The 26473-nt window shown below is 63.0% G+C and carries 25 protein-coding genes; 10 read left to right on the forward strand and 15 right to left on the reverse strand.

Annotated features, from left to right (window positions below):
* Positions 1–897 precede the first annotated feature (897 nt).
* The 3 genes from M0534_RS00005 to M0534_RS13750 all read right to left on the reverse strand — a co-directional run bounded on the left by M0534_RS00005 (position 898) and on the right by M0534_RS13750 (position 4209).
* Positions 898–1872: a glutaminase gene (locus M0534_RS00005; protein ID WP_248566354.1), complete on the reverse strand. Its 975-nt coding sequence runs from the start codon at positions 1870–1872 to the stop codon at positions 898–900.
* Between the two features lie 590 nt (positions 1873–2462).
* A complete protein-coding gene (locus tag M0534_RS00010; protein ID WP_248566355.1) occupies positions 2463–2930 on the reverse strand; it encodes a UPF0158 family protein in 468 nt (155 codons plus the stop codon).
* A 145-nt stretch (positions 2931–3075) separates the two neighbouring features.
* Positions 3076–4209 carry a GGDEF domain-containing protein gene (locus tag M0534_RS13750; RefSeq protein WP_248566356.1) on the reverse strand — a complete coding sequence of 378 codons (1134 nt, stop codon included), beginning with the start codon at positions 4207–4209 and terminating at the stop codon, positions 3076–3078.
* A gap of 82 nt (positions 4210–4291) precedes the next feature.
* On the opposite strand from M0534_RS13750, the gene M0534_RS00020 reads away from it, so the two are divergent.
* Positions 4292–4531: a DDE-type integrase/transposase/recombinase gene (locus tag M0534_RS00020; protein ID WP_428348184.1), complete on the forward strand. Its 240-nt coding sequence runs from the start codon at positions 4292–4294 to the stop codon at positions 4529–4531.
* Between the two features lie 91 nt (positions 4532–4622).
* Here M0534_RS00020 and M0534_RS00025 read toward each other — a convergent pair whose 3' ends face one another.
* The 4 genes from M0534_RS00025 to M0534_RS00035 all read right to left on the reverse strand — a co-directional run bounded on the left by M0534_RS00025 (position 4623) and on the right by M0534_RS00035 (position 10247).
* Positions 4623–5765, reverse strand: coding sequence for a cytochrome P450 (locus M0534_RS00025; RefSeq protein ID WP_248566357.1), 1143 nt, complete (start codon positions 5763–5765; stop codon positions 4623–4625).
* A gap of 171 nt (positions 5766–5936) precedes the next feature.
* A complete protein-coding gene (locus tag M0534_RS13790) occupies positions 5937–6350 on the reverse strand; it encodes a nucleotidyltransferase domain-containing protein (protein WP_428348178.1) in 414 nt (137 codons plus the stop codon).
* Positions 6351–6634: 284 nt separating this feature from the next.
* Positions 6635–7849: a ribonuclease H-like domain-containing protein gene (locus M0534_RS00030; RefSeq protein WP_248566358.1), complete on the reverse strand. Its 1215-nt coding sequence runs from the start codon at positions 7847–7849 to the stop codon at positions 6635–6637.
* Positions 7827–10247 (reverse strand): DEAD/DEAH box helicase, encoded by a 2421-nt coding sequence (locus M0534_RS00035; RefSeq protein WP_248566359.1) that lies wholly within the window; start codon positions 10245–10247, stop codon positions 7827–7829. Before M0534_RS00035 ends, M0534_RS00030 begins: the two co-directional genes overlap by 23 nt.
* A 58-nt stretch (positions 10248–10305) precedes the next feature.
* Here M0534_RS00035 and lexA point away from each other — a divergent pair, with 58 nt between their 5' ends.
* The 4 genes from lexA to M0534_RS00055 all read left to right on the forward strand — a co-directional run bounded on the left by lexA (position 10306) and on the right by M0534_RS00055 (position 13578).
* Positions 10306–10902, forward strand: a complete 597-nt coding sequence (gene lexA / locus M0534_RS00040; RefSeq protein WP_248566360.1) for a transcriptional repressor LexA — start codon at positions 10306–10308, stop codon at positions 10900–10902.
* A 158-nt stretch (positions 10903–11060) separates the two neighbouring features.
* Positions 11061–11822 (forward strand): molybdate ABC transporter substrate-binding protein, encoded by a 762-nt coding sequence (gene modA / locus M0534_RS00045; RefSeq protein ID WP_248566361.1) that lies wholly within the window; start codon positions 11061–11063, stop codon positions 11820–11822.
* 3 nt (positions 11823–11825) lie between these two features.
* The gene (gene modB / locus M0534_RS00050) at positions 11826–12497 is read left to right on the forward strand and encodes a molybdate ABC transporter permease subunit (protein ID WP_248566362.1); all 672 of its coding nucleotides are present in this window, start codon (positions 11826–11828) and stop codon (positions 12495–12497) included.
* Complete coding sequence (locus M0534_RS00055) at positions 12487–13578, forward strand: ABC transporter ATP-binding protein (RefSeq protein ID WP_248566363.1); 1092 nt, start codon at positions 12487–12489, stop codon at positions 13576–13578. Before modB ends, M0534_RS00055 begins: the two co-directional genes overlap by 11 nt.
* Before the next feature lie 15 nt (positions 13579–13593).
* On the opposite strand, the gene M0534_RS00060 is transcribed toward M0534_RS00055, so the two are convergent.
* Positions 13594–15138 carry a sensor domain-containing diguanylate cyclase gene (locus M0534_RS00060; RefSeq protein ID WP_248566364.1) on the reverse strand — a complete coding sequence of 515 codons (1545 nt, stop codon included), beginning with the start codon at positions 15136–15138 and terminating at the stop codon, positions 13594–13596.
* A 196-nt stretch (positions 15139–15334) separates the two neighbouring features.
* Between M0534_RS00060 and dapC the strand changes: the two genes are divergently transcribed.
* The 4 genes from dapC to dapE are packed head-to-tail and all read left to right on the forward strand — an operon-like array spanning position 15335 to position 18874.
* A complete protein-coding gene (gene dapC / locus M0534_RS00065; RefSeq protein WP_248566365.1) occupies positions 15335–16534 on the forward strand; it encodes a succinyldiaminopimelate transaminase in 1200 nt (399 codons plus the stop codon).
* 30 nt (positions 16535–16564) lie between these two features.
* On the forward strand, positions 16565–17386 hold the full coding sequence (dapD, locus tag M0534_RS00070; protein ID WP_248566366.1) for a 2,3,4,5-tetrahydropyridine-2,6-dicarboxylate N-succinyltransferase: 822 nt from the start codon (positions 16565–16567) through the stop codon (positions 17384–17386).
* Position 17387: 1 nt separating this feature from the next.
* The gene (locus tag M0534_RS00075; protein WP_248566367.1) at positions 17388–17750 is read left to right on the forward strand and encodes an arsenate reductase; all 363 of its coding nucleotides are present in this window, start codon (positions 17388–17390) and stop codon (positions 17748–17750) included.
* The gene (dapE, locus tag M0534_RS00080) at positions 17747–18874 is read left to right on the forward strand and encodes a succinyl-diaminopimelate desuccinylase (RefSeq protein WP_248566368.1); all 1128 of its coding nucleotides are present in this window, start codon (positions 17747–17749) and stop codon (positions 18872–18874) included. Before M0534_RS00075 ends, dapE begins: the two co-directional genes overlap by 4 nt.
* Before the next feature lie 272 nt (positions 18875–19146).
* Here the strand turns inward: dapE and M0534_RS00085 are convergent, their stop codons facing one another.
* Together M0534_RS00085 and M0534_RS00090 are read right to left on the reverse strand one after the other, a co-directional pair.
* A complete protein-coding gene (locus tag M0534_RS00085; RefSeq protein ID WP_248566369.1) occupies positions 19147–21261 on the reverse strand; it encodes a tRNA(Met) cytidine acetyltransferase TmcA in 2115 nt (704 codons plus the stop codon).
* Complete coding sequence (locus M0534_RS00090; protein WP_248566370.1) at positions 21258–21524, reverse strand: YkgJ family cysteine cluster protein; 267 nt, start codon at positions 21522–21524, stop codon at positions 21258–21260. The genes M0534_RS00085 and M0534_RS00090 overlap by 4 nt, the downstream gene beginning before the upstream one ends.
* 116 nt (positions 21525–21640) lie before the next feature.
* Between M0534_RS00090 and M0534_RS00095 the strand changes: the two genes are divergently transcribed.
* A complete protein-coding gene (locus M0534_RS00095) occupies positions 21641–22021 on the forward strand; it encodes a hypothetical protein (RefSeq protein WP_248566371.1) in 381 nt (126 codons plus the stop codon).
* On the opposite strand, the gene tsaA is transcribed toward M0534_RS00095, so the two are convergent.
* The 5 genes from tsaA to cysM form a co-directional block, all read right to left on the reverse strand.
* Positions 21997–22758: a tRNA (N6-threonylcarbamoyladenosine(37)-N6)-methyltransferase TrmO gene (gene tsaA, locus M0534_RS00100; RefSeq protein ID WP_248566372.1), complete on the reverse strand. Its 762-nt coding sequence runs from the start codon at positions 22756–22758 to the stop codon at positions 21997–21999. The two genes, M0534_RS00095 and tsaA, sit on opposite strands and share 25 nt — an antisense overlap.
* The gene (locus M0534_RS00105; RefSeq protein WP_248566373.1) at positions 22739–23338 is read right to left on the reverse strand and encodes an NUDIX domain-containing protein; all 600 of its coding nucleotides are present in this window, start codon (positions 23336–23338) and stop codon (positions 22739–22741) included. The genes tsaA and M0534_RS00105 overlap by 20 nt, the downstream gene beginning before the upstream one ends.
* Before the next feature lie 66 nt (positions 23339–23404).
* Positions 23405–24748, reverse strand: a complete 1344-nt coding sequence (gene rlmD, locus M0534_RS00110) for a 23S rRNA (uracil(1939)-C(5))-methyltransferase RlmD (protein ID WP_248566374.1) — start codon at positions 24746–24748, stop codon at positions 23405–23407.
* A gap of 1 nt (position 24749) precedes the next feature.
* Positions 24750–25550 carry a 3'-5' exonuclease gene (locus tag M0534_RS00115; protein ID WP_248566375.1) on the reverse strand — a complete coding sequence of 267 codons (801 nt, stop codon included), beginning with the start codon at positions 25548–25550 and terminating at the stop codon, positions 24750–24752.
* The gene (cysM, locus tag M0534_RS00120; RefSeq protein WP_248566376.1) at positions 25550–26440 is read right to left on the reverse strand and encodes a cysteine synthase CysM; all 891 of its coding nucleotides are present in this window, start codon (positions 26438–26440) and stop codon (positions 25550–25552) included. Before cysM ends, M0534_RS00115 begins: the two co-directional genes overlap by 1 nt.
* Between the last annotated feature and the right edge of the window lie 33 nt (positions 26441–26473).

The raw sequence follows: 26473 nt of genomic DNA on the forward strand, positions 1-26473 counted from the left end.
TTCTTCTCCGTGCATCAAGCAATGAAAGTCGACGTGGCTCTCCCGCAGCCTCTCCGGCTCCCGGAACACGCGTGGCTCCGGATGCCTGGGCTCAGCCCGAAGCGAAGCAGTGCAAACGGCATCATCGTCTGACCCCCCGTTCCGGTGCCCATGACCTGAGGATGCCGAAGTTTTCTTATTTTGCAACTTTTTTTCTTTACAGGTTCCTGCACGACTGGAAGACAACCCTCGTCCACAGCGCAAGCGCTACGTGGTTGATACGCAGGAGGGAAAGGGAATCGGGTGCCGGAAGGGACGACAACACCGTGTTTACTTAATCCGACAGGAACCGGATCGTGTGGGCGGCCTTGAGGCGTTGGCCCGCAGGCGCGAGCCACTGAACAACCGGCAACGCAACTCTGAAGCCCAGCCCTTGCCATGGGCTGCGACTCGTCCAGCTGCAGCCACCGGGACTGGAACCGAAAAGCACGTCCGCTCACCGCAACGACAACCGCATGTTGTCGGCGGCAGCGCACAATACGGCGTCCTTGAGGTCACCTAGGGAGACATTGGGCGGCCAGCGCCCATGCGACCGTCGCTTCTCAAGTGGTCACTGGATGCTGCGCGCCCCGCACATCGGCAATTTCAGGAAACACTGAATTATTCGCACGCCTGCGTTGGAGTCCGCATTTTTTCCGAGGCAAGGCGCGCTGCGCCGCGCCGCAGTCGTTCTGCGGTCAAGCAGCGCAACGCAGCAATCGGGAAAAATGCGGCCCAACCCGAAGGGCCCGGCCGGTTTTGGCCCCTGGCAGCGTTGCGCCACCGGCCCGGTAGCTCAAGCTACCGAACCGGCACCGCGCCTTGCCAGATGACCAAAACCGGTCTCGGGCGCAGACGCGGGGATAATTCAGTGTTTCCCTAAAATATCGACAGACCGGTTATTTCGGAGAATGTCTCCAGTGCACGCACTCCCACTACGGAGTTTCCTGAAAGGTCCAGCTCCGGGGACCATACTGCAATACACATATGTCCTGGAACGATGGCAACAATCCCTCCGCCGACGCCACTCTTGGCGGGCAGACCGACTCGATATGCAAAATTCCCTACCGAATCGTACATACCGCTTGTCAGCATGAGTGAGTTGATGCGCTTTGCATGGCGCGCCGTCACAACAGCCTCTTCAAGAATCGGAGAAAGGCCCCCATTCGCCAGGGCTACGAACGCGCGAGACAAATCCCGGCAGGTCATGGACAACGCACATTGGTGGAAATATGCGGCCAGGAGCTCCGTTACCGGGGCCTCAATGCGTCTGAACGATCGCAGCAAGTATGCAAGCGCATAATTCGTGTGGCCGGTTTGACGCTCACATTCCACAATGGCCGAATCGATAGCCACGCTGTCGCTCATCGACAGGAACCTGGCAAAATCTAGCACCACGGACGGATAGTCTCGAACATGGGCAAGGACACGATCGAGCGTCACCAGAGCGCCAGCGTTGATGAACGGATTCCTGGGAATGCCTTGCTCGTACTCCAGCTGGACTAGCGAATTGAAGCGCGTTCCGGAGGGCTCACGACCCACATGACTCCACAGGGATTCCCCCTCAAGATTCATGGCCAGTATCAGTGCCAGAAGCTTTGAGATACTCTGGATTGAAAAGGCCACATCGACATCACCAATTGTGTATTGTTCACCCGCAACAGTAGTGATGGCCATGCCAAACTGATTGGGCTCAATCTCGGCGAGTTCCGGAATGTATTCTGGTAACTTGCCACGCCCGTAGAACGTTGTGGCGGCTTCGGCAACATGTTCAAGAATGATGGGAAGATTTATTGTTTCCAGAACCCGGGATTGTCGCCGGCCATTAAATCGAGAATGTCGCTGCCCATTCATGGATCCACACCTTGTATCTTGTGTCGTACGCGAAGGTACCAGTGGCTGCTCCAGAAACCGTACCCGATCCGCCTGTTCAACTGAAAAGAAGGAGAACATCCACCCGCCGGCGAACCGCCACCCTGAACTCCGTTATCCAATGCACGCCCGCAGGCAGGCGCTGCGCGCTAGGCGCCCCTTGCCACATAACAGGCAGAAAACAGGATTACGCCGGGCTACCACAGGGCGCCCGGCACATTACGGACGGGAGTTTGAGCACCCTCCCAGATGGGAGATCAACACGCGGGACACTTCAGGAAGGATGCACATCGCTTTCTCCGGAAAAACAAGAAATGCCTGCGATCGAGTATAAGGAGCGCGATGTATAAAGCAATTACGCTAGGCCGACACTGGAGGAATATCCACACGTCCGCGCTCGAGGATCGGCCGAGCCCTTCGCGTACATTGCTCAGTGTCCCCCTAACCTTACAGGGCAGAATCCGGGACACCCACAGACTTTAGGCCTCGGCTCGGAGAATCCGGGACACCCACAGACTTTAGGCCTCGGCTCGGAAAGCGCCACTGAAAATCTGTGGGTGTCCTAGACTTTTTCATCCGCTGCGATTTATATCGCTCTCCACGGTTCGGGTCTCGACCAACTCGGCCTCAATTTCCTCCGCCATAAGCCACTCCTCCGCATACGCGCGCAACCGCTCCTCCCGAGACCGGAACCACGCCTCCCGAACTTCCGGGTAGCTCAGGAGCGCGTCCTTGAAGCGGCGGAACGGGCGCTGCCGATCTAGCGCATCCAGCAGCCGCCCCCGAACCTCAGCTTCCTCGATGCTGTGGGCGAAGTGCTCCATCCACCGGTAGCTCTCGTGTGAGTCGACCGGGTCGATGTAGCGGTAGCGCTCCGGGGCTTCGTCGACTGCAGGCCGGAGCTCGTCTTCATCGTCGTCCACGTCGTCAAAGACTGCGATGACAGCGCCAGCCTGGAGGTCGAGGTAGTACGTGATCCCGAGACCGCCGCTGTCCAGAGCCTCAAGGAACGGCGGAACCTCGATCTGCAGTTTCCGCATCGCCGCCTCCCCCGGTGGTGAAAATTGTAAAATCGAAAAAACCGAGGACATTCTGAAATTTATCGAGGAAATCTGAGGGTGTCCCGGATTTCCGCGGATTTCCGTCCCGGTTTTCCGATTCCGCCGCCCGGTTTTTCCGCCCGAATCACAAAATCTCTGTCCTATTCCGACCGTTGCGCTTCGCTTGGTAAAGCGCCTGGTCTGCACGACTACACACTGTCTCGTAGTGGCGATCGTGAGCGTTAAGCGCTAGCCCGATGCTCACCGTGACGGACAATGCCCCGGCACTGGTGGCGAAAGGCGTCTCGGCCACCGTCGCCCTCAGTTTTTCGGCAATCGCCAGCGCGACGCGCTTTTCAACACCCTGAATCAGCAGCAGAAACTCTTCTCCACCCCAACGTGCCACGTGGTCTTCGGCTCGCACCGCCATTTTCAGGCGACGCGCAAGCTCCTTTAGGACCTGGTCCCCCACATCATGCCCGTGGACATCGTTCACCTGCTTGAAGTGGTCGAGATCGGCCATGAGCAGCGCATATCCATCGCCATGGCGAAGGGATCGGGAATGGGCCCCCCCGAGTTCGCAGTGCATGGCACGGCGGTTAGCCAGCCCGGTCAGGGCATCCGTCATAGCATCCTTATGGAGTTCCCGGGTCGCCAAAAAATGAGACACGTTCCCATGATGTAGCAGCTCGATAATGATGCCGGCAACAATCAGCATGGCAATGGGATACGCCATGTGATCCAGCACCTGTTCGCCCGGCATGCCCTGAACAAGCAGCACAAGCGGCAATGCCAGCAACGGCACACCATAGAGATAGGGTATATCCCGCAAACCGCGGGTTGCGGCTATCGCCACCGATGCAATTACAAGGATGAGCCCCTGAGCATGGTGCACTTCGCCCTCGGGAAAACCGCCGATAATCACGGTCGTGCTAAACATGCCGGCCATGGCGATCATCAGCATGAACCCCTGCAGCAATGCCATCGGCCGGGGCCATCCCCCATCCGGACGCGACCAGCGAAGCCACAGAATTCCCAGCGCGACAACCAAGGGCAGCGAGCGCCACAGGCCATTGCGGAAAGCAACCTGCGAGTTGTCGTGATAGAAGAGATAATCCAGTAGTTGAAACACGGGCAGGATCACTACTAGCCCAACCGCCATAACCACGGCTATTCGCCGGGAAAGAAGGCGTTGATATTCGCCAAACTGTTCCTCATTCTCGGCCCCGACCGAGGGAAACAGGAAATCTCGGAACTGCCCCCATTGGACTCGCGTCACGTGTCGCGCCTCGCCTTTTTTATTCCCAATCCATGCGCGCCCTGCACGTTACTATCCCTGATATTCGGCAGAAAATCTGTGGCTGTCCCGGGAAGTCTCCTTTGGCTGGGCGATGGCGGACCACATGCGCACAAAGCCTGTCACCGATGCGCTCACCATGACCGTCGGACGACGCCGTCCCGCACCGGGGCTGCTGCACCACGCGGATCAGGGCAGTCAGTACGCCTCCGGGGACTATCAGGCGTTGCTCGTGAAGCATCGCATGGTGCCGTCGATGAGCCGCCGGGGAAATCTGACGGTGTCCCGGATCTCAGAAAGGTGACACTAAAATTTGTCCAGTGGAGGCGATTGATAGCATTATTAGTTCCATCTGATCATCCTATAATAATAAACTTTTCAAACGTATTGACGCGCTAAGAAAGCACAACAGGTACTCTATGAAAACCACCCAAGGGGGCAATTTCTCGCTCTGCTTCTTGGTTTTGCGCCAGCGTAATAGTTTGCACCGAGGACAATAAGGTCCTAACCATAATCCGCAGCTCCCAGGTTGCTAATAGGCGGCCAGGACAGGCGTGTTTCCCAACCCCATAAACTAGATTATTTTTTCTATTTTTTTTGGGATCGAATTTATTATCGCCGAATAGCAATTCATCTCGATTCGCGGATGTCCAATGTAACTTTACTATTGCTCCTTTCGGAACATCCTGTCCACCAATTTGCACAGAGCAATTTGTAATTCGTCGATTAGAAACAAAGGGATCGTCAATGCGTAAAACTTCATCAATAAATGCTTCTATTTCTTTGTCTTCTGCTGTTCTCAATTGTTCTGCGAGGGTTGGCTGATGTGCTATATGATGCGCAATAACACCAACACATAACGCGATAGAGCCAAGATCACCGGCAGTCCAGTTGCGCATAATGGAAATCAATTCCGTTTCTGTGAGCAGTCGTCCCAAGCTAATGTCATGACATAGTCGAGTCGTCACATCATCGTTTTCCTGCACTTTATTCGCCCGTCGCGGATGAATAACGGAGCGAATTATTTCATCGAATTGTGTTGCGAGATCGCTCATTTCTTTATGGCTTCTCGAACGGATAGCGGCATGGTTGTCAGTCATCCACTGCAACAAACGAGGCTCTAATTCCTTTGGCCAACCTAACCACTCACATTGGGCACGTACAGCGAAAACCGCACCAATTTCGCTTACAGCATCCAACACCTCACCTCTGGGTAACTCTGTCATCAGTTGAGTAGCCACTTTTTGGAAGGTGGGTATATACGGCTGTAACGCTTCTTTACTCAAATAACGATCGATAACTTTTCGGTAATACGTATGTTCATCGCCATCCATTCCATTTGGGATTTGCAGATAACGAGACGCCGCATTAGAAAAACGCTCATGATCCATAGCTGCTGCTACGACATCTGCATGTTTAAGCAACACCCATTCATTGAAAGTATTCTTGACCACTGCGTGGCTTTTTCGTAATTCGTCGGTATATTCACGCAAATCTCGTCCTTCAGGGGATATATCGTCTAGAATGTGATCAGTCATGGATTCTCCTTACGGAAGTCAAAAGCTTTAATTTTCGTCGACGAAACCAATTTACATTCAAAATTAATTAATCTGCGTTAAGTCCACGCATTCAACATCAGATGCTAACCTCAGCTTAACCGTCCGGCTTTGAAGCGCTAGCGAACATGCCGGTCCGCATTGAAGCTGTTGTTAGGAGCACTTTTCATCCGGCCATACTTTGTAGGCCCAGAATCTTGTTCGCTGAATACCGCCTAATGTGTCGATACGTGCTTCTTCCGCCTCTCTGTCAGGTATCCACTTTGTCCCAACGTACTTGGCACGGGTTGCATCGACGGGAGTCCACTCCCACGCGGCTAACGAGCCTGATTTCAGTTCACCCCATGGCCGCTCAAACGTACCATCAGGCTTCACCAGAAGAAGATCGACCCCGTCCTTATGCAATGACGCCTCTTCCGCAATTTCCTCGATTGCGCCAATTTCACCGAAGGCTAGAAAGTCCCAGTCGGAATCACTCCGAGCATTCCCGTTTGCCCTCGAGCCAACGATCCATATTTCCCGTACGCAAGGAGCACGGCAGGTAACCTTCTTCAGGTAGTCCCTCATTTCGGCTGTCGGCAAAGTGTGTTCCTAACAGTGATTAGACCGCATTCTGCGATATTGTATATTCGGGACCTCTCGATAACTCCGCGGTCCGCATGTCGCCTGAATACCGCCATAATTCGTAAAACCAACAACTTACACGACCGGTAGCGCCGCGGCCAGGTAATCGCCTGACCGCCCGTTTTCCCTATTCCATTACAACAGTTCCTGCATGCGCGTGGTGACAAGGACGTCATGCTGGCCCAGCAACAAGGGAAGCGGCTTCGGGAACGCCTGACGGACAACGGTTAGAGCGCGAGCGCCAACTGCACCGGCTTCAACAATCGCCGTTGCAACCGCTCCACCCGCTTGCGCGTATACGCATCGGCGCCCAGCCGTTCTGCGTGATCCAATGCCACGGCGTAGTCCCGCTGCACGTGCTCGTAGTACTTGGCCAGGTGTTCGGTGGCCTGTTGATTGCCCTGCTCGGCCATGGCCTGCCAGATGATGACGGCCTCCTCACTTCGGCCGGTGTTTCTCAACAACCTGGCGAGCTCGTGCCGGCCCCGCATGTCCAGTTGTTCCAGGCTCTGTTCCAGAATCCGGATAGCCTTTTTCACGTTGCCGTGTTTCGTCCATAGCCGGGCGGCGGCGCGTGGCACGGCGCCGTGGGCTTTTGGCTTCTGGGCGGCGCGGCAGAGCATGGCTGGCAGGACGGTGAGGCTGAGGATGTCCAGGGCGTTGTGGTGCAGCACGCCGGCCAGGCGATGGTTCGGGTCACCGGCGAGGAACGCTTTCCATGCTTCAGGGGCTTCGGCGCCGGGCAGGTCGTTCATGCGTTGCAGGCCGAGAAGCTGCCGCTCCACGGTGGCCAGTCGGCAGTCGGGCCAGTGGTCGCGGAACAGGCGGCGGACCGGGTGCAGCAGATCCGTGTGATCGGCCTCGGGGAGGTCCGTGCCGGCGATTAGCCGGTGGCGACTGCGGAGCAGTGGCAGGTCGAAGCCGCTGCCGTTGTAGGTGACGACCGCCTCGGCGTCCCTCAGTGCTTCGGCTGTGGCATGCAGCATGGCAGCCTCGCCGGCGAAGGCAGTGATCAGCCATTGGCGGGTGCGGATGTGGGTTGCGGTTTGGTCGGCCACGCCGACCATGAAGGCCAGCGTACCGGTGCCGCCGGCAAGCCCGGTGGTTTCCGTATCGAGGTAGAGGGTTTTTGCCGGAATCTCGCAGACCGGGTGGGTGGACTCGTTGGCCAGGCTCAGCGGTTGGTCACCGTGGCGCTCAGTTAGCGGCCAGTGGCGTTCCACCAACATCAAGTGGTCAGCGACAACCTTGCCGCCCAACGATTCGGCCAGGGCTTCGGCGGAGATGGACTTGCGCACCGGGCGGGCACGGGCCTGGCGGCGGTGGCGGTCCAGCCGTTCCAGTTGGGCGCGCAGATCGCCATTGCCCGCTTCCGGCGTTTGCGGCTGTGGTGCGGCGCCGGCCTGTTGGCGCAGGGCATCAAGCCGCTTGCTGAGGGTCATGCTCGGCGAATCGGTTCAGCGCGGCGAGGGCGGCGGTCTTGGGCGAGAAACCGCGGACTTCGTCCGAGGCCAGGATCGGGCCGATGCAGGCCGGGCAACCGTGGCTGCAGTCGCAGGCCTGGATCAATTGCAGGGCGCCCTGCACCACCGCCTGGCGGCGCTCGAAGAGCGGTGCGGACAGCCCGACGCCGCCGGGATAGTTGTCGTACAGGAACACGGCAGGCTGGAAACGGGCCTCGGCATCCGGGTCGCGTTCGGCACCGTCCAGCGTGCGGATCTGGCCGCGTCCGCCGGCACCGACGGTGGCGAACCAGCGAGCATCGCCGTCGCCGACCGCGCGGCCCAGATCCTGCGGTTCCGACATGACCCGCAGTGAAGCCACGTGGTGCATGGCGTAGGCGGCACCCAGGAAGCCGTCCAGCGCCTGCTGCCGGCACGGGAAGGCGGCGGCCAGGGCGTCCGCCGAGAGCTGCCACCAGACCGCCGTGGTGTGCATCTCCTGGTCCGGCAGGTTGATGTTGCCGTAGCCGATGTTCTCGTGGCTATAGTAGCGGATCTTCTTGTAGCCGGGGATGCGGCGCACCAGATGGACCTCGCCGTGGGCGGTCTGGGCCTCGCCGCCCTTCGCCCGCTCGAAGGCCTCGAGGACGCGCAGCCGCGAGTAGTCGATCGCATCGGTGTAATAGTCCACACGGGTCGGGCGGACATAGGCCTTGCGACCGGTCCAGTCCAGTTCCTCCACCTGATAGGGCGCGGCCTGCACCATGTAGATGGCGCCCTCGTAGAGCGTCTCGGCGGCGCTGGAGTAATCCACCTCGGCGATCACCTGGCGGCCGCCCTGGTCCCGGTCCACGACCAGGAAGTTGCCTTCGGCCACCGAACGCAGGCTGACGCTCTGGGCCGGGTAGCTGTCCTCGGTCCAGTGCCAGGTGTCCTGCTCCCGGTGCAGCACGGCCTGCTCTTCCAGATAGGCCAGCAGTTCACCCAGGTCATGCCCGCCGAAACGGTCCCCTTTGCGGAACGGCAGTTCGAAGGCGGCGCAGCGAACGTGGTCTAGCAGGATCAGCAACTGGTCCGGGTCGATGCGGGCATGTTCCGGCGAGGCGTCGAGGAAGAACGCCGGGTTACGCACGATGTACTGGTCCAGCGGCTGGCTGGAGGCCACCAGAACGCCCAACGCCGGGCGGTTGCGGCGGCCGGCGCGGCCGAGCCGCTGCCAGGTGGCGGCGATGGTGCCCGGATAACCGTTCAACACGCAGACATCCAGGCCGCCGATATCCACGCCCAGTTCCAGCGCCGAGGTGGCGATGACACAGTCGATGTGGCTGGTGCGCAGGGCCATCTCGGTCTGCCGGCGCTGCAGCGGCAGATAGCCGCCGCGATAGGCGCTGACCCGGGACGGCTTGCGCGGATCGGGGTCAAACACGTCCTTCAGGTATTTGGTCAGCACCTCCACCATCAGCCGCGACTGGGCGAAGACAATGGTCTTGAGCCGGGCACGCACGCTCATGCGCGCGATCCGTGTGGCCTGGGATCGGGACGAGGCGCGGATGCCCAGATCGGCATTGATCACCGGCGGGTTCCACAGCAGCAGGTGCTTCTCGCCGGCCGGCGCACCGGATTCGGTGATGGCCTGCACCTCGGAACCCAGCAGCCGGCCGGCCAGTTCCGCCGGATTGGCGATGGTGGCCGAACAGAGCACGAACACCGGATCGGCGCCGTAGAAGCGGCAGACACGCCGCAGCCGACGAATGACATTGGCCATGTGCGAGCCGAACACGCCGCGGTAGGTGTGCATCTCGTCGATGACCACGTAGCGCAGGTTCTCGAAGAACTGCGCCCACTTGGTGTGATGCGGCAGCACACCCTGGTGCAGCATGTCCGGGTTGGTGACCACGATGTCACCCCGGGTACGCACCGCCTTGCGCGCATCGCCCGGCGTGTCGCCGTCGAAGGTGTAGGCGCGGATGCCGAGCCCACCGGCCTCGTTCAGCTCCATCAGTTCGGCCACCTGATCCTGCGACAGGGCCTTGGTCGGGAACAGGTAGAGCGCCTTGGCCTGCTCGGCCAGGGCGGCCTGCAGCGCCGGCAGGTTGTAGCAGAGCGTCTTGCCGGAGGCGGTAGGCGTCACGACCACCGTGTGCCGCCGATCGCCGGTGATGCCGTCCCAGGCCTCGCGCTGGTGGCTGTAGAGCCGGGACACGCCGCGATCAGTCAGCGCCCTGGCAAGGCGCGGGTCCAGTTCCGGCGGCAGCTCGGCGTAGCGGCCCTCGCGGGCCGGCGTGACCAGTTCACCGGTGATCCGTGAACGGTATTTGCGCCGCAGTCTGTCGGCCAGGCGGCGCACCGGTGAGTCGGTGGAAACCTCGGGCTGGTGTCGTTCGGCCGCGTCTGCCATGCTGTTCTCCTGGTGTTCTTTATGCCGAAGCCTAGAGAACAAAGGGAGAACGGGCAAGATGCTGGACCTTAGCCGGCGACAGGCGGAGATCCTGGGGTTCCTGCGGGAGCGCGATGCCACCGAGCATGCACCGACGCTGGACGAGGTCTGCGCGGCGCTGGGACTGCGCTCGCGCGGCTCGCTGCACAAGCATGTGCGGGCGCTGCAGGCGGCCGGCCTGGTGCGGGCCGGTGCGAACGGGCGCGGGCTGCAGCTTTGCTATCCCGACGCCGACCCGGAGGAGACCCTGCCCGTGCTCGGCCGCATTGCCGCCGGCCAGCCCATCGAGGCGATCGATCAGCAGCAGTACCTGGCGGTGCCGTCGATCCTGCGCGGGCGCGGCCAGTCCTATGTGTTGCAGGTGGAAGGCGATTCCATGAGTGACGAGGGCATTCTCGACGGCGACTGGGTGGTGGTGGAACACCGGGAAACCGCGCGCAACGGCGAGCTGGTGGTGGCGCTGGTGGATGACGAGAATGCGACCCTGAAGCGGTTCCAGCTGGACGGTGCCGAGGTGGTGTTGCATCCGGCGAACGCGGCCTACGCGCCGCAGCGGTATGCGGCGGACCGGGTGCAGGTCCAGGGTGTGGTCGTGGGGCAGATGCGGCGGTATTGATTGGGTCGACAACAAAGGCTTTCGGACAAGGAAGGTTTTCGGACGAGTTCCGCCCGTGTCACGTCGGGTGGATTTGTTTGTCCGAAAACCTAGTCTCCGCGTGGATTCGCTGCGCTTAATCCACCCTACGAGGGATGTGCCGCGGTAGACTGCAGCTCATGCGTCGGTTACTGCTCGTTTTCTGCCTCCTGCTTGCGCTGCCTGTCCAGGCCGAGCGGCCGCCGATTGTGGCGGCGGCTTCGGATCTGCAGGTGGTGTTGCCGCTGATCGCTGAGCGCTTCGAGGCGGAGACCGGCCATGCCCTGCGCCTGCAATTCGGCTCCAGTGGCAATTTCCGGCGGCAGATTGCCCAGGGTGCGCCGTTCGAATTGTACCTGTCGGCCGATGAATCCTATGTCCATGCGCTGGCCGAGAGCGGCCATCTGCGAAATGCCGGCGCGCTGTATGCCATCGGTCGTCTGGCCGTTGTCGGGCCGGTGGATGAGAATCGGCAAGTGGCCTTGCTGGAGTCACTGGCGGCACGGCTGGAGGACGGTTCGCTGCGGCGCTTTGCGCTGGCCAATCCGGAGCATGCGCCTTACGGCCAGGCAGCACGGGAAGCGCTGGAAACCGCGGGGCTGTGGAATACCATTCAGCCGCGACTGATCCTTGGCGACGACGTCGCGCAGTCCACGCGGCATGCGCTGTCGCCCGACACGGATGGCGGCATCGTCGCCTACCCGCTGGTGAAGCCACGTGCAGAACGGATCGAACGCCCCTGGCAGGCGCTGGATCCGGCGCTGCATGCGCCGCTCAATCAACGCATGGCCCTGACCACACGGGCTGGACCCGTGGCCGGGGCATTCTTTGAATTCATTCTGTCGCCTGCAAGTCGCGAACTGCTGGAGGAACACGGTTTCGGCCTGCCCGAGCCGGACTGAACCATGGACTGGACGGCACTACGCCTTTCACTGGAACTGGCGGCTTGGACCACGGCAATCCTACTGCCGATCGGCATCATCCTCGGCCGCTGGCTGGCGCACCGACGCTTTCGCGGCCGCGGCTTCATCGAGGCGCTGATCGCCCTACCGCTTGTATTACCGCCCACGGTGCTTGGTTTCTACCTGCTCAGTGCCTTCAGTGGCGAGGCGCCGCTGGGCGCGCTGTGGCAGCAGTTGACCGGGGGCAGCCTGAACTTCAGCTTCACCGGCATCCTGCTGGCCTCGATCATCTTCAACCTGCCGTTCGCGGTACAGCCAGTGCAGCGCGCCTTCGAGACCGTGCCGGCCGGACTGCGCGAGGCGGCCTGGTGCTGCGGGCTTTCCGACTGGCGCACCTTTCTGCGCGTGGAGCTGCCGCTGGTCTGGCCGGGCGTGATCTCCGCCTTCGTGCTGACCTTTGTTCACACCATCGGCGAATTCGGCGTCGTGCTAATGGTGGGCGGCGCCATTGATGGAGAAACCCGTACCATCGCCATTGCCATCTACGACCGGGTTCAGGCCTTCGATGACGAGGCGGCTGGCGCCATGAGTCTGCTACTGCTCACAGTGTCCTTTGTCGCCATTGGCCTGGTCTACGGCCTGGCCGGCCGCGGGAGTGCGTTGCGTGTCCGCTGAGCTGGATTTGCTGCTGGAGGCCCGGCGGCCGATCCCGCTGGACATCCGTCTGCGGGTGGCACCCGGCGAACTGGTGGCACTGGTCGGCCCCTCAGGCAGCGGCAAGAGCACGATCCTGCGCTGCATTGCCGGGCTGCATCGACCGGACAAGGGTTCCATCCGTATTGGCCAGGAGCAATGGCTGGATACGGGGACCAACCGCATGTGCCCGCCACAGCAACGCCGGGTCGGCATCGTATTCCAGGATTACCTGCTGTTTCCGCACCTGACAGCGCGGCAGAACCTGACACTGGCAATGACCGGCGGCACCGCTGCCGAGCAGCGGCAGCGGTCCGACCAACTGCTGGAGCAGGTCCATCTGACCGGATTGGCTGAACGTTATCCGGCGCAGCTCTCAGGTGGGCAGCAGCAGCGCGTCGCAGTGGCCCGCGCCCTGGCGCGGGATCCTTCGGTGCTGCTGCTCGACGAGCCCTTCTCGGCCGTCGACCGAAGCACCCGCACTCGTCTGCAGCGCGAGCTTGCCCTTCTGCGGCGGTCGATCGACATACCGATGGTACTGGTAACCCACGATCTGGAGGAGGCCCGCGCGATGGCGGACCGGATCTGTGTGATACAGGCGGGCTGCGGTTTGCAGGATGCAGACCCCGAGACACTTTTTCGCAGGCCGCGAACAGCCCGGGTTGCCCGCCTGCTCGGCTCCTATAACATCTTTCGCGGCGAACGCGGCGGATCGGCAAACACACCGGAACTACAATGGGGCTCAGTGCGGCTACGGCCCGGAAAGGAATGGCGAGACCAGCCCGCGGGGTCCGTGGAGTGGTTCATCCCGGAGTCCGATATCGTGCTTCAACGACCGGAGGCGACAAAAACCGGCCCGGATGACAACGGCATCCAGGGATGCATCCAGGAATGCGTCTCGCTGGGCAACCGTACTTCACTGCGGGTGGTCTGCCCCGATGCCAACGCCACCCTGAGTCTGGACGTTCCCCACCACCGCGCGCGGCGCCAGCGGCTGACCACCGGCGAAATTGTCTGGCTACGGCTGCTGCAGGACGGGATCCATCCGCTGCAGCCGGAATGACGAACGACAAAGGCTTTATCGGCTGCTACCACGGTCGCGGCGTCGTCGCTGCTTGTCACGGTACATTGCCTCATCGGCGCGCCGGATCAGATCCATCCCCTCGCTTTCACCAGGTTCACTGGTAACGATGCCAATGCTGGCACCGGCGTATTCCAGCGGCCCGGTCGGCAACAGGAACTCGCCGGTCATCGCGGCGTCCAGCCGGCGGTAAAGCCCTTCCCGCTCCACCTCCGGGGGCACGTCCGGATTGGATGGCACAATCACCAGGAACTCGTCACCCCCGATGCGCCCCACCAGATCACTCGCGCGAACTGTGGCGGCGAGGCTCTGGCCAACGGCATGGAGAAACGAATCTCCGATGTCGTGACCAAGTCTGTCGTTAATTGCCTTGAAATTGTCCAGATCGATGAACACCACGTGCACCGGCGGACCGTTGCGGGCACACGCGGCCAGCATCCGGTCAAGCGCCTCCAGCATGTGCCGTCTGTTCGGCAATTCGGTCAACGCATCCTGCAAGGCGTGCTCGCGCAATTCCTCATTGGCGCTACGCAGCCGCACCATGGCGCGAACCCGGGCGGCCAGCATCGACAAAGACGCGGCGATCGCGGAAAGGAGGGTCTGGTCATCGATCGTCAGCCTGTTCGCCGACAGCAGCACGATGCCGCCGATCACATGCCCCTCTGCAATAGCCGGGATGATCGTCACTGTACCGCTAGGCAGAATTTCAAACTCTGCCATAAGGGCTGTCAACCAATCGCCGCCTGCCCCATAGTCGGTCAGCAGTTCTCCCGGCTCGACGCCCTCCTCGTCCAGGGAATCCAGCACATGCTGCAAACGTTCAAGCAGATTGTCATTCGGGAAGATTCCTACCGGCTGAAAACCGCTGGTCTGACGAATAAAGCCATAGGCGGTCCAGTGGCTGTTGACGGTCAGTGTCTCGGTCAGACCGGGAAGCACGTCCACAACATTCTCGGATGCAAGACAGGCGCTCGTGACGTCGGCCATGATTTTCAATTCCGCGGCCCGCGCCTCGGCGCTCTCGGCCCGGTCCTCGAATTGGCGCAGCCGCTGTTCACGCGCAACCTGCTTGCTGATCAACTCGGCCATCAGGTCCATCACGGGCTGAACTTCCGGATCGACCGCGACGCGCTCTCGGCTGGCGCCGCAGGCCGTGCCGAACAGGCTGCCATCCCCCTCACAAACCGGAACACTGACGTAGGTCTGCAGGCCGAGTTCGCGGGCCGCGCTGGAATCACCCCAGATGCCGGAAACGTCGTCGGTATGAAAGCGCTTTTCCGCCAACGCGCGCCGGCAAAGCGTATCGCCCCAGGGAACGGCCAGGCCTTCGGGAATCAGCTCGGTCTGATCCTGATTGACGTACAGAACCTGCTGTTCGCCGACGGCCTCGTCGACGCGGGTAAGATAGGTACATTCGAGGCCCGTGAGTCGCCGCAGCATTCCGAGCAGCGGCCGGCTCAGTTCCTCCACTGTGCGTGCCGCGCGAATCCCCTGCATGGCGCTGGACGCATCGGCTGCACGTGCGAGTTTATCGATCGCCATCGCACTGTCCTGAATTCAGGGCCATTCCGGAAACGGTCCTGACAAATCCCGGTCGACCCTGCAGCAAAACCCATTCATCCCTATAATGCCGCCTCGCCATTAAGGAAGCGCTGATTTGTTTCCGCGTCTGCGTGCGAATGGATCAGCGTTTCCTTAAGCCACCCGGCATCGAAACGAAGCCCACAAAATACCCGGCATGAATCAGGATCTGCAAAAACTTCAGCCTTACCCCTTCGAGCGTCTGCGCGACCTGCTTGCCGATGCGCAACCGCCGGCTGACAAGCCGCTCGTGGATCTGGGGATCGGAGAACCCCGTCACCCGACACCGCGATTCATTGCCGAGAGCCTGTCCACGAGTCTGAACGACGGGCTGTCACGCTATCCGGCGACCCGGGGCAAGGACCCGTTGTGCCGGGCGATTGCCGCCTGGTTGGAGACGCGTTTCCGTCTCGATGCCGGCCAGATCGACGCCGATTCGCAGGTCCTGCCGGTGGCCGGTACCCGCGAGGGCCTTTTCTCCGTCGCCCAGGCCCTGGTCGACCGGCAGGCTGTACCGCTCGTGATGATGCCCAACCCGTTCTATCAGATCTACGAAGGCGCGGCCCTGCTGGCCGGCGCCGAACCGCGTTTTCTCCACTGTGACCGGAGCAACGGCTATCTGCCGGATCCGGATGCACTGCCCCCCGAAGACTGGGACCGCTGCCAGTTGCTGTACCTGTGTTCGCCAGGCAACCCGTCCGGCGCGGTCATCGGAAAATCGCTGATGCAGCGCTTCCTCGACCTCGCGGACAGGCACGATTTCATCCTAGTAGCCGACGAATGCTATTCCGAGTTGTATCCGAATGAAGACACCCCACCGCCGGGGTTGCTGCAAATCTGCGCCGAAACAGGCCGCACCGATTTCCGTCGTTGCCTGGTGTTTCACAGTCTGTCCAAGCGCTCCAACGCGCCGGGCCTGCGCTCCGGCTTCGTCGCCGGCGATGCCGCCATACTGCGCGAGTTCCTGCGCTACCGGACCTACCACGGCTGTGCCCTGCCCGAGCATGTGCAGCAGGCCAGTGCGGCGGCCTGGGCGGACGAGGCGCATGTGCGGGAAAACCGGCGGCTGTATCGCGAGAAATTCGATGCCGTGCTCGCGATACTCGGCGACTGTCTTGAGGTGAGTCGGCCCGAGGCGGGGTTCTACCTCTGGCCACGCACGCCGGTTGACGATCAGGACTTTGCACGACGCCTGTACCAGGAGGAACATGTGCGGGTTCTGCCCGGCAGCTATCTGTCCCGCGACACCGCGCTTGGCAATCCGGGCCGCAATCATGTCCGCATGGCACTGGTGGCAGACCAGGCCCACTGCGAGGCTGCCGCGCACCGAATTCGCGCACTCGTCAGACGACTTTAGATATGAATACCAGTAACCTGGAGAGACATCATGGAGCAGATTCGCAACATCATTGAGGCCGCCTTCGAGGACCGTGCCACGTTCAATCCGCGGAATGCGCCGGAAGAAGTCCGCGACGCAGTGGAAGATGCCCTGCAGCTGCTCGACAGCGGCAAGGCGCGCGTTGCCGAGCAGCGCGGGATCGGCGACTGGGTGGTCAACCAGTGGCTGAAAAAGGCGGTGCTGCTGTCGTTCCGCATGAACGACAACCAGGTGATGCGCACCGGGGCGATCAACTACTTCGACAAGGTGCCGCTGAAGTACACCGACTACAACAGCACCGAGTTCCAGGAAGGCGGTGTGCGCGTGGTGCCGCCGGCGGTGGCACGGCGCGGCTCCTTCATCGCCCCCGGTGCCGTGCTGATGCCCTCCTACGTCAACATCGGTGCCTATGTGGATGAAGGCACAATGGTCGACACCTGGGCCACGGTCGGCTCCTGCGCCCAGATCGGCAAGAACGTGCACCTGTCCGGCGGCGTCGGCATCGGCGGCGTGCTGGAACCGCTGCAGGCCGGACCGGTGATCATCGAGGACAACTGCTTCATCGGTGCCCGCTCCGAGGTGGTCGAAGGCGTTGTCGTCGAGGAAGGTGCAGTGATCTCGATGGGTGTCTACATCGGCCAGAGCACCAAGATCTACAACCGTGAAACCGGCGAGGTGAGCTACGGCCGCGTGCCGAAGGGTGCCGTGGTGGTGCCGGGCAACCTGCCGTCCAAGGACGGTACGCACAGCCTTTACTGCGCGGTGATCATCAAGCAGGTGGACGAGAAGACCCGCAGCAAGGTCGGCATCAACGAACTGCTGCGTCCCTGAGATGACCGTTGTCTACGGCATCCCCAACTGCGACACCTGCCGCAAGGCGCGTCGCTGGCTGGAGGCGAACGGGATCGAATACCGCTTCCACGACCTGCGTGCCGACGGCCTGGACGCAAACCAGGTCGAGGCCTGGTTGCAACGCAGCGATGCCAGCGTGCTGGTCAATCGACGCAGCACCACCTGGCGGCAACTCGCTGATGGCGAGCGCCGCCAGGCGGACGGCCCCGACGTTGCCAGGCTACTGGCCGCGAACCCGACGCTGGTGAAACGGCCGCTGCTGGAAACCGACGGAACCTGTCTGGTCGGCTTCGCCGAAGCGGCCTGGCGGCAGGCGCTGATGGACGCACGGGACAAGGCATGAGCGAGACTCTGGAACTGGCCAAACGCCTGATCGCACGGCCGTCGGTGACCCCGGACGACGCGGGGTGTCAGGAACTGCTGCAGCAGCGCCTGGCGCACCACGGTTTCCGCGCCGAGGCCCTGCGTTTCGGCGAAGTGGACAACCTCTGGAGCCGGCGCGGCAGCGACGGCCCGCTGTTCGTCTTCGCCGGTCACACCGACGTTGTGCCGACCGGTCCGGCTTCCTCCTGGCGCTTCCCGCCGTTTGAACCCACCGTGCATGAGGGGCAGTTGTACGGCCGCGGCGCCGCCGACATGAAGGGCAGCGTCGCCGCCTTCGTCACCGCCGTTGAACGCTTCACGCGCGACTGCCCCGAGCACAGCGGGTCCATCGCGCTGCTGATTACCAGCGACGAGGAAGGCCCTGCGGTGGACGGCACCAAACGCGTGGTCGACTGGTTGCAGCAGCAGGATATGCCCATCGACTGGTGCCTGGTGGGCGAGCCCAGCAGCGAATCGGTGGTGGCGGATACAGTAAAGATCGGTCGACGGGGCTCGCTGAACGCGCGCATCACCGTGCGCGGCGTGCAGGGCCACGTGGCCTATCCGCACAAGGCACGCAATCCAATTCACCTGCTGGCGCCGGCGCTGCAGGAGCTAACCGCCGCCGAATGGGATGCCGGCAACGCCAGCTTCCCGCCGACCACCTTCCAGATCTCGAACATCAACGCCGGCACCGGGGCCACCAACGTGATTCCGGACACGGTGGAGCTGCTGTGCAATTTCCGCTTTTCCACCGAGACCACGCCGGAGGTCTTGCAGAAGGCAGTGCAGGACGTGCTGGACCGGCACGGCCTGGACGCGCACATCGACTGGACGCTGTCGGCGATGCCGTTTCTGACCGAATCGGGCGTACTGGTGGACGCCACCTGCGCCGCGGTGCGGGAAGTCACCGGACTGGACACGGTTTTGTCCACCGGCGGCGGCACCTCGGACGGACGCTTCATCGCCCCCACCGGCGCCCAGGTCCTGGAACTCGGACCGTTGAACGCGACGATTCACCAGATCGACGAGCGGGTCGGGGTCGACGACCTGGAGTCGCTGTCCAGGATCTACGAGGCGATCCTTCGCCGCTTGCTGACCTGAATCCGCGGGCTTAAGGGAAACGCTGATTTATTCGCACGCCTGCGTTGGGGTCCGCGTTTTTCCCCCAGGGCAGTTGTTCCCTCCAGCGCAGCGAATGCACGCGGTGTGATCCGTCACGACCGTGGCAACAAGCTCTTGGTCACCAGCCACGGCCACCCCCGTCTTGTTTAGTCCGAAAACCTTCGTTGTCACGCCAACAGATGACACCGCGTGGGTCCGCTTCGCTTGACCCACCCTACGCTTCTGGCCAGAAGCACGTCGCCTTGGGTAAGTCAGCTTTTCCCTACGACCTCCAGGACCACCGCGGGTGCCTGCTGCCTGATCACCGGGGCAAGCGCCTCGCGCAGCGCCGTGGTCACGCCGCGCCGGCCAGGCAGATGGAATTCGGCGGCCAGCGCGACCAGCTCATGCCCCTGAAGGAAGCGGCACACCGGCAGGGCCGGATCCGTCTCGCCGAACACCCCGTGTTGCGACAACAGCCAGCGCAGCACCCGCTGCAAGGCCGGTACGCAGGCCGCCTCGTCACGCTCGGCCAGTGCGAAGCCGGCAGCATCCAGCCAGTCGGTCTGGTCCGGCTCCGGGCAGGCCATATCGCCCAGGAGGTTCGCGGCCAGGGCCGGGTCCAGCCCGCGCAGCATGCATTGCAACTGCGTCGGCAGTGCCGCCTGGAAACGCTCCACCGCCTGCGACAGGCAGGTCTCCCCTTCCCCGCTTAGGCCTTGGAGCATGACCACCGAACGGGCACCGCTGGCGGCATCCGCCCGCAGCCCGATGCGAACCGGCCGCAGGCCACAGGCACGCCAGAAGCGAAGCAGTTCGATGGTGGCGCCGAAGCTGGTACCGAAACAGGCATTGCCACGGGTTTTTGCAGCGTCCCGGGCTGCCTGCAACAGGCGGCGGCCTATGCCCTGGTGCCGCCGGTTCGCATGAACCGCGATTCGCATGACACGGCTGACCGGCAGACTCGCCGCCTGCCGTACGCCGCAATGGGCACCCAGGCTTTGCGCCAGCAGATGTCCACGAGGGCGGCGCCGACCCAGCCAGATCGCATCCGCCAACGCCGGGTCCAGGCGTCCCTCGTCCACCACCAGCACCACACCCACCGGCGCAGCATCCTCCAGAGCGACATGCACGGTGATGTCCTTCCCGTCCAGCAACTGGCGCAGATCCGACGGCCGGGTCCGGTAATGCGCATCGACCAGCAGACCGAAGAGCTGGCGCAGCATATCGTCGTCGGCAGCCAGTGCCTCCCGGTCGAGTTGCCGCACCGTGACCTCGCCGGACGGGCGATCGTCGGCAAGCCGTGCGGGCATGGCATCCAACAGCAGGCTGCGAAACAGAAACCCCTCCAGCGGATCATTAGCGGCCCAGCGAATCGGTGTTTCCAGCGTCAGCCGTTGCCAGCCCGGCGTCAGTCGATCCAGCAGCGGCTCGAAACGCAACACGAATCCACGACCGGTACCCTCGTAACCATGCACGGTGGATGCGAATGCGATGCGGGGATAGCACTGCAGCAGCCGCTCCAGCATGGGCAGCGGAATGCCGGCCGCCTCATCCACCAGCAACAGGTCCACCGGCGGCTGCTCGCGCAGCAGATCGGCCGGGGGCAGGAAATGCGGAGCGTTCTCGCCGGCATGGCGCAGCAGGCTGTCGATGGCGCCCCTGTGGGGGGCAGTCACCAGAACCCGTCGAGCGGGATCCGCGGGCAATCCGGCCAGGGCCAGACCCAGGGCCGCCGACTTGCCGCGGCCGCGATCCGCCAGCAACACCAGCGGCCGACGCCGGTGCCCTTCAAGCACATGTTGCACCGCCGCCACCGCGCGCGCCTGATCCGCCGTGCGGCAACCGTCGGCACGGGATTCCGGGCGGGCGGGTACAGCAGGCTGCGAGGGCTCGCAGTCGAGTTGCGCCGACACCGCATCCAGGCTGCAAACGAGCGGGTCCGCCCGGAGCAGCCGGACGAAACGGCGGAGGAAGCCCCGGCCTGTCGCGGCAAGCCGCTGCCCGGCCATCAGGAAACGCTCCATCGCCGGGTCCGGCAGCTCCGGCCAGTCGGCCAGCGTCGGGGTCAACAACACCAGCAGGCCCCCGGCGCGGAGGGTTCCAGCCAAGGCGGCCAGATGGTCGGGATCGAGCCCGGCCCGGCAGTCGATCACCACCAGCCCTGACTCCCGCCCCAGACAGGCGGAAACCTGGCCCGGATTGATCAACGTCAGCCCGGGCAGCGGCTCGGACCCCAGCCAGAACCGGGCCGAACCGGCGTCATCCGCAACCAGTTCCGCAACACGGTCGCGGCAGAGCCGGTCCGGGCCGTGGATCACCAGCAGGCGGCGGTGGTCGGCACGGTGCGCGTCCTGCCGCAGTTCGGACGGTGTCCTTGCAGTCACTGCACAAGCTCCGGGCTGGTTTCCCGTTCCCAGGCCCACAGGCGGGCAAAGGCATCATCGCTATCCACGCCGCAGAGGTCCGGTGCGGGCCGCAGCTTGCCGCAGACAACGGGACGTTCCGGTTTGCCGAACAGGGCACAGCGCAGGTCGGCGATTAACTGCACGCATGGCACGCCGGCGGGCTTGCCTTCGGGCATGCCGGGTATCGGCGAGCTGATCGACGGCACGATGCAGCAGGCGGCGCAGACAGGTCGGCATTGCATGGGACGACTCCGGGGCAGCCCAGGGTTACACTGGAATGGAACGCATGACATGGACGCCGGCCGGATACGCGCCCGACGCACTCTGTTCACGGCGTAACAATAACGGGAGGAGTACGGTGAAAAAACAATTGCTGCTTGGATTGCTCACCATTGGTTTGCTGGCTTTCGCACCCAGCCATGCATTGGCGGAGGATCTGGTCGAGGACGACGACGAAATCGATACCGGCGTTGCCGATCCGCCGGAAGCGGCCGCCGCGGCTGCCCGTGGCGAACCGGTGTACTTCGAGCTGCAGGTCCGCAACCTGCCGTCCGGCGGCCGCAGCTGGAGCGCGCTGCGCCCGGTGGATGCCCTTGGCGGTATCGACGTACGCGGCGTCGACACCGATCGTGACCGCGTGATCATCCGCGTCCGCGGCACGCTGGATCGCAACCGACTCGAAACGGCACTGGCCGAGTCCGGCATCATGCTGGTTTATATCGAGCGGCGGAATTCCTGAGCCTGGACGCTGACCACCTCGGCGCAGCCATCCTGAACCTGCCAGCGGACGTTGAAGCCGTGCAGGCACATGCCATGGACATGCCCGGCCTGCCGCTGGCGGTAGGCCGGGCGGGGATCCTGGCGCAGCACCTCCTCGATCAGTTCGCGTAGCCGCAGGCCCTGCCCCGCTGCCCGTTCGCAGACCGCCCGCGATTCCTCGTTGAATGCCACCTTCAGCCGTGGCGCAGGACTGGCATCGAAACCCTGCGGCGGCAGCGCATCCGGCAGACTGTCGCTCCAGGGCAGATAGGGCTTGATGTCGAGCACCGGCGTGCCATCCGCCAGATCATGGTTGCGCAGCCGCAGCACAGGACCCCGCGACCCGACCTCCACGCCATCCAGCGCCACCACCGAGAGCCCGACCGGAGCCGGCCGGTACGGCGAGCGCGAGGCGAACACGCCGACCCGCCGATTGCCGCCGAGCCGTGGCGGACGCACGGTCGGACGCCAGCCGCGGTGGCGCGTTCCGTGGAACAGGAACTGCACCCAGATGTGGCTGCAGGTATCCAGGCCGATCAGGGATTCGGCAACATCGTAGGGTGACCGAAAGTGCAACTCGGCGGTGGCATGCGGCGCCAAACCCGGCTGCCGGGGGATGCCGAAGCGGTCATTGAAGCAGGAGCGGACGATGCCGATGATCGGCAGCGTGACCGTGGAATCCGCTGACGGCTCCGGCTCAGGCGGTCCAGAGATCACGCAGGCGGTCCCGGTTCAGGGCGAGCCACTGCAACCCGATGATACCCATCGCGTTATTGATGACCCCGTTTTGCAGCATGTCCCACGCCTCGTCGAACGAGACCACGTGGACCCGGATATCCTCGCCTTCGTCGTTGCGACCGTGGATACCGCCCGCACCCTCCACGTCAACCCGGGCACAGTACAACCGGACCCGCTCCGATGTACCGCCGGGACTGACCAGGTATTCGCAGATGTACTCCAGTTCGCTGGCGGTGAGATCGGCCTCCTCCCGCAACTCCTGGTGCGCGATCTCTTCGGGCGTATGTCCCTGGTCGATCATCCCGGCCACAATTTCCATCAGCCAGGGACCACTGGGCGCATCCAGCGCCCCGGCCCGGAACTGCTCCACCAGCACCACCTCGTCCCGCTCGGCATCGTAGGGCAACACCGCCACCGAATGCCCCCGCTCGAAGACTTCCCGGGTAATCGGCTGGCTCAGTCCACCCTCGAACAGGCCATGCCGGATGGTGTAGCGATCAACCCGGAAAAACCCCTGGAAGCAGGTTTCACGGTTCAGGATCTCGACCTGATTGGACATATAAACTACCGTTTTAAGTTTTATGTTTTACGTTTAGAGTTCGTCTTTTACGTAACACATTAAACGTTACACTTTAAACGCCTTGCGCTCGAAAAGCGCGATACTTTCAACATGCGCCGTATGCGGGAACATGTCCATGACGCCGGCCTTGCGCAAGGTATAGCCGTGGTCGTGGACCAGGGTGCCGGCATCGCGGGCCAGGGTTGCCGGATTGCAGGACACATAGACGATCCGCGGCGCGCCAAGAGCGGCCAGGGCCGGCAGCACCTCGGCGGCACCGGAGCGGGGCGGATCCAGCAGGATGCCGTCGAAGGGCTGGCGCAGCCAGGGCAACTGGTCAACGCCCTCCGCGGCCAGATCCGCGGCATGGAACTCGGCATTACTAATGCCGTTGGCCTGCGCGTTCTGGCGCGCCCTCTCAACCAGCGAGGCGGCACCCTCGACACCGACCACATGGTCGCAACGCCGGGCCAGTGGCAACGTGAAATTGCCGAGCCCGCAGAACAAGTCCAGGAACCGTTCGGTCGGCTGAGGTGCCAGCAGGTCCAGCGCAAGCTCCAGCATGCGGCCGTTCAGATCCGCGTTGACCTGGGTGAAATCGGTGGGCAGGAAGTCCAGCCGGATGCCGCTGTCTCCGGGGCTGTAGTACAGCGCCGGCTGTTCCGGCCAGATCGGATGCACCGTGGATTCGTTGCCGGGCTGGCCCCAGACCTGGATGTCATGCTGCTGCGCAAACGTGGCCAGTGCAGCGATGTCCGATTCGCTCCAGGGCTCCAGATTGCGAAACACCAGGGCCACGGCATTGTCGCCGATCGAGACCTCGATCTGCGGCACACGATCCGGACGGGACAGAGCGCCGATCAGGGCGCTCAGATCCTCCAGCAGGAACCCGACCTGCGGATTCAGCACATGGCATTCCCGCATGTCGGCGACGAAGGGGCTGAATCGCTCGCGAAAGCCGACCAGCACCCGACCCTTGGCCGGCACGTTCTTGACCCCGAGGCGGGCCTTGCGGCGATAACCCCAGGGCGTTGAACGCAGCGGCGGCAGTACGGTCTCGGGGATAACCTTGCCGAAGCGCTGAAACTGCTCAAGCAACACGTCCTGCTTGAATGCGATCTGGTCGTCGGAAGACAGCATCTGCAGACTGCAACCGCCGCAGACGCCGAAGTGCGGACAGCGAGGCTCGATCCGCCTGGCGGACGGCTGGTCAATTTGTTGCACGGCGGCATCGTCATAGCGCCGGTGCCGCTTGCGGTAGAGGAACGTTACCGTTTCATCCGGCAGTGCGCCGGCGACAAACACGGTCTTGCCGTCCACCTCGGTGATGCCGCGGCCCTCGTGACTCAGGTCACGGATCTCGGCCTGCACCGGCTCCTTCGGCACTCGGGAACGACGGGATTTTCCCACCTCAGCGATCCTCCGCGGCTTCCAGCGCGTCCGGCTGCCAGGCCTCAAGGAAGGCGTTCAGATGGGCCTGATCCTGTTCCGCCAGGGTCTCGCGAACCAGCGCACATTCCTGCCGGTAGGCCTCTGGCTCCAGATGACCGCGCATCCGCTGGAAGCGGAGGTACAGCAGGTAGGTGTTGAGTACATCGGTCTCGCAGTAATCACGCACGGCGTCGAACTTGCCGTCGCGGATCGCCGGCCAGACCTGGTCGCCTGCCATGCCCATCTTGCCCGGCAGGCCGCACAGGGTTGCCAGCTCGTCCAGTGCGCAGTTGGCGCGCGGCTGGTAACCGGCAAGCACATCCATCAGGTCGGTGTGCCGCTCATGGAAACGGTTCAGATAGTTGTTCCAGCGGAAGGTCTGCTCCGAGGCGCCAGTCTCCCAGTAACGCGGCGCGGTCACGCCATGCAGCATGGCCCGGTAATGCAGCACCGGCAGGTCGAAGCCGCCGCCGTTCCAGGACACCAGGGTCGGGCTGTAGCGTTCGATGCCGTCGAAGAAGCGCTGTAGGATCTCCGCCTCGCAGCCATCCGCCTCGCCCAGCGACCAGACCCGGAAGCGATCGGCGGTGCGCATGGCAATGGAAACAACCACGATCCGGTGCAGGTGCAGGCGCTGGAAGTCGGACCCCCCGGTCTGCTGTCGGCGCACCGCCTGCATGGCCTCGACCACGGCCTCGTCGTCCAGCCCGTCCAGGCCCAGCAGCCGGCGGCCACCCTCGATGTCGGGAATGGTCTCGATGTCGAATACGAAGACGCTCATCAGTCCGGAAACACCCCGCTGGACAGGTAGCGATCCCCGCGGTCGCAGACAATCGAAACGATGGTTGCATACTCCACCTCGGCAGAGAGACGCAGCGCGGCGCAGAGCGTACCACCGGACGAGACACCGGCCATGATGCCCTCCTCGGCCGCCAGCCGCCGGGTCATGTCCTCGGCATCCTGCTGATTCACGTCGATGATGCGATCCACCCGCTCGGCCTGATAAATCTTCGGCAGATAGGCCTGTGGCCAGCGGCGAATGCCGGGAATCTGCGAGCCGTCCTCGGGCTGCACGCCGATGATCTGCGGCGCGGGATCCTGTTCCTTGAAGTAGCGCGAGCAGCCCATGATGGTGCCGGTGGTCCCCATCGAGGAAACGAAATGGGTGGTCCGCCCGCCGGTGTCGCGCCAGATTTCCGGGCCGGTGGTCTTGTAGTGCGCCATCCAGTTGTCGTCATTGGCGAACTGGTCCAGCACCCGGCCCCTGCCCTCGGCCTGCATCCGCTGGGCCAGGTCACGTGCGCCCTCCATGCCCTCGTCCCGCGAAACCAGCACCAGTTCGGCACCGTAAGCGCGCATCGAGGCCCGACGCTCCTGGGTCATGTTCTCGGGCATGATCAGCACCATGCGGTAACCGCGGATTGCCGCGGCCATGGCCAGGGCGATGCCGGTGTTGCCGCTGGTCGCCTCGATCAGGGTGTCACCCGGCTTGATCTCGCCCCGCTCCTCGGCGCTGCGGATCATGTTCATGGCCGGCCGATCCTTGACCGAGCCCGCCGGGTTGTTGCCTTCCAGCTTCAGCAGGATGGTGTTGCTGGTCTTGCCGGCCAGGCGCTGCAAGCGCACCAGCGGCGTACCGCCGACGAAATCTTCAACCGTTGGATAGTTCATGGCGGGATTGTATCAGTCGCGCTACCGGGAAAC

Origin of the sequence: Methylonatrum kenyense (assembly GCF_023195885.1) — a bacterium.
GTDB lineage: Bacteria > Pseudomonadota > Gammaproteobacteria > Nitrococcales > Aquisalimonadaceae > Methylonatrum > Methylonatrum kenyense.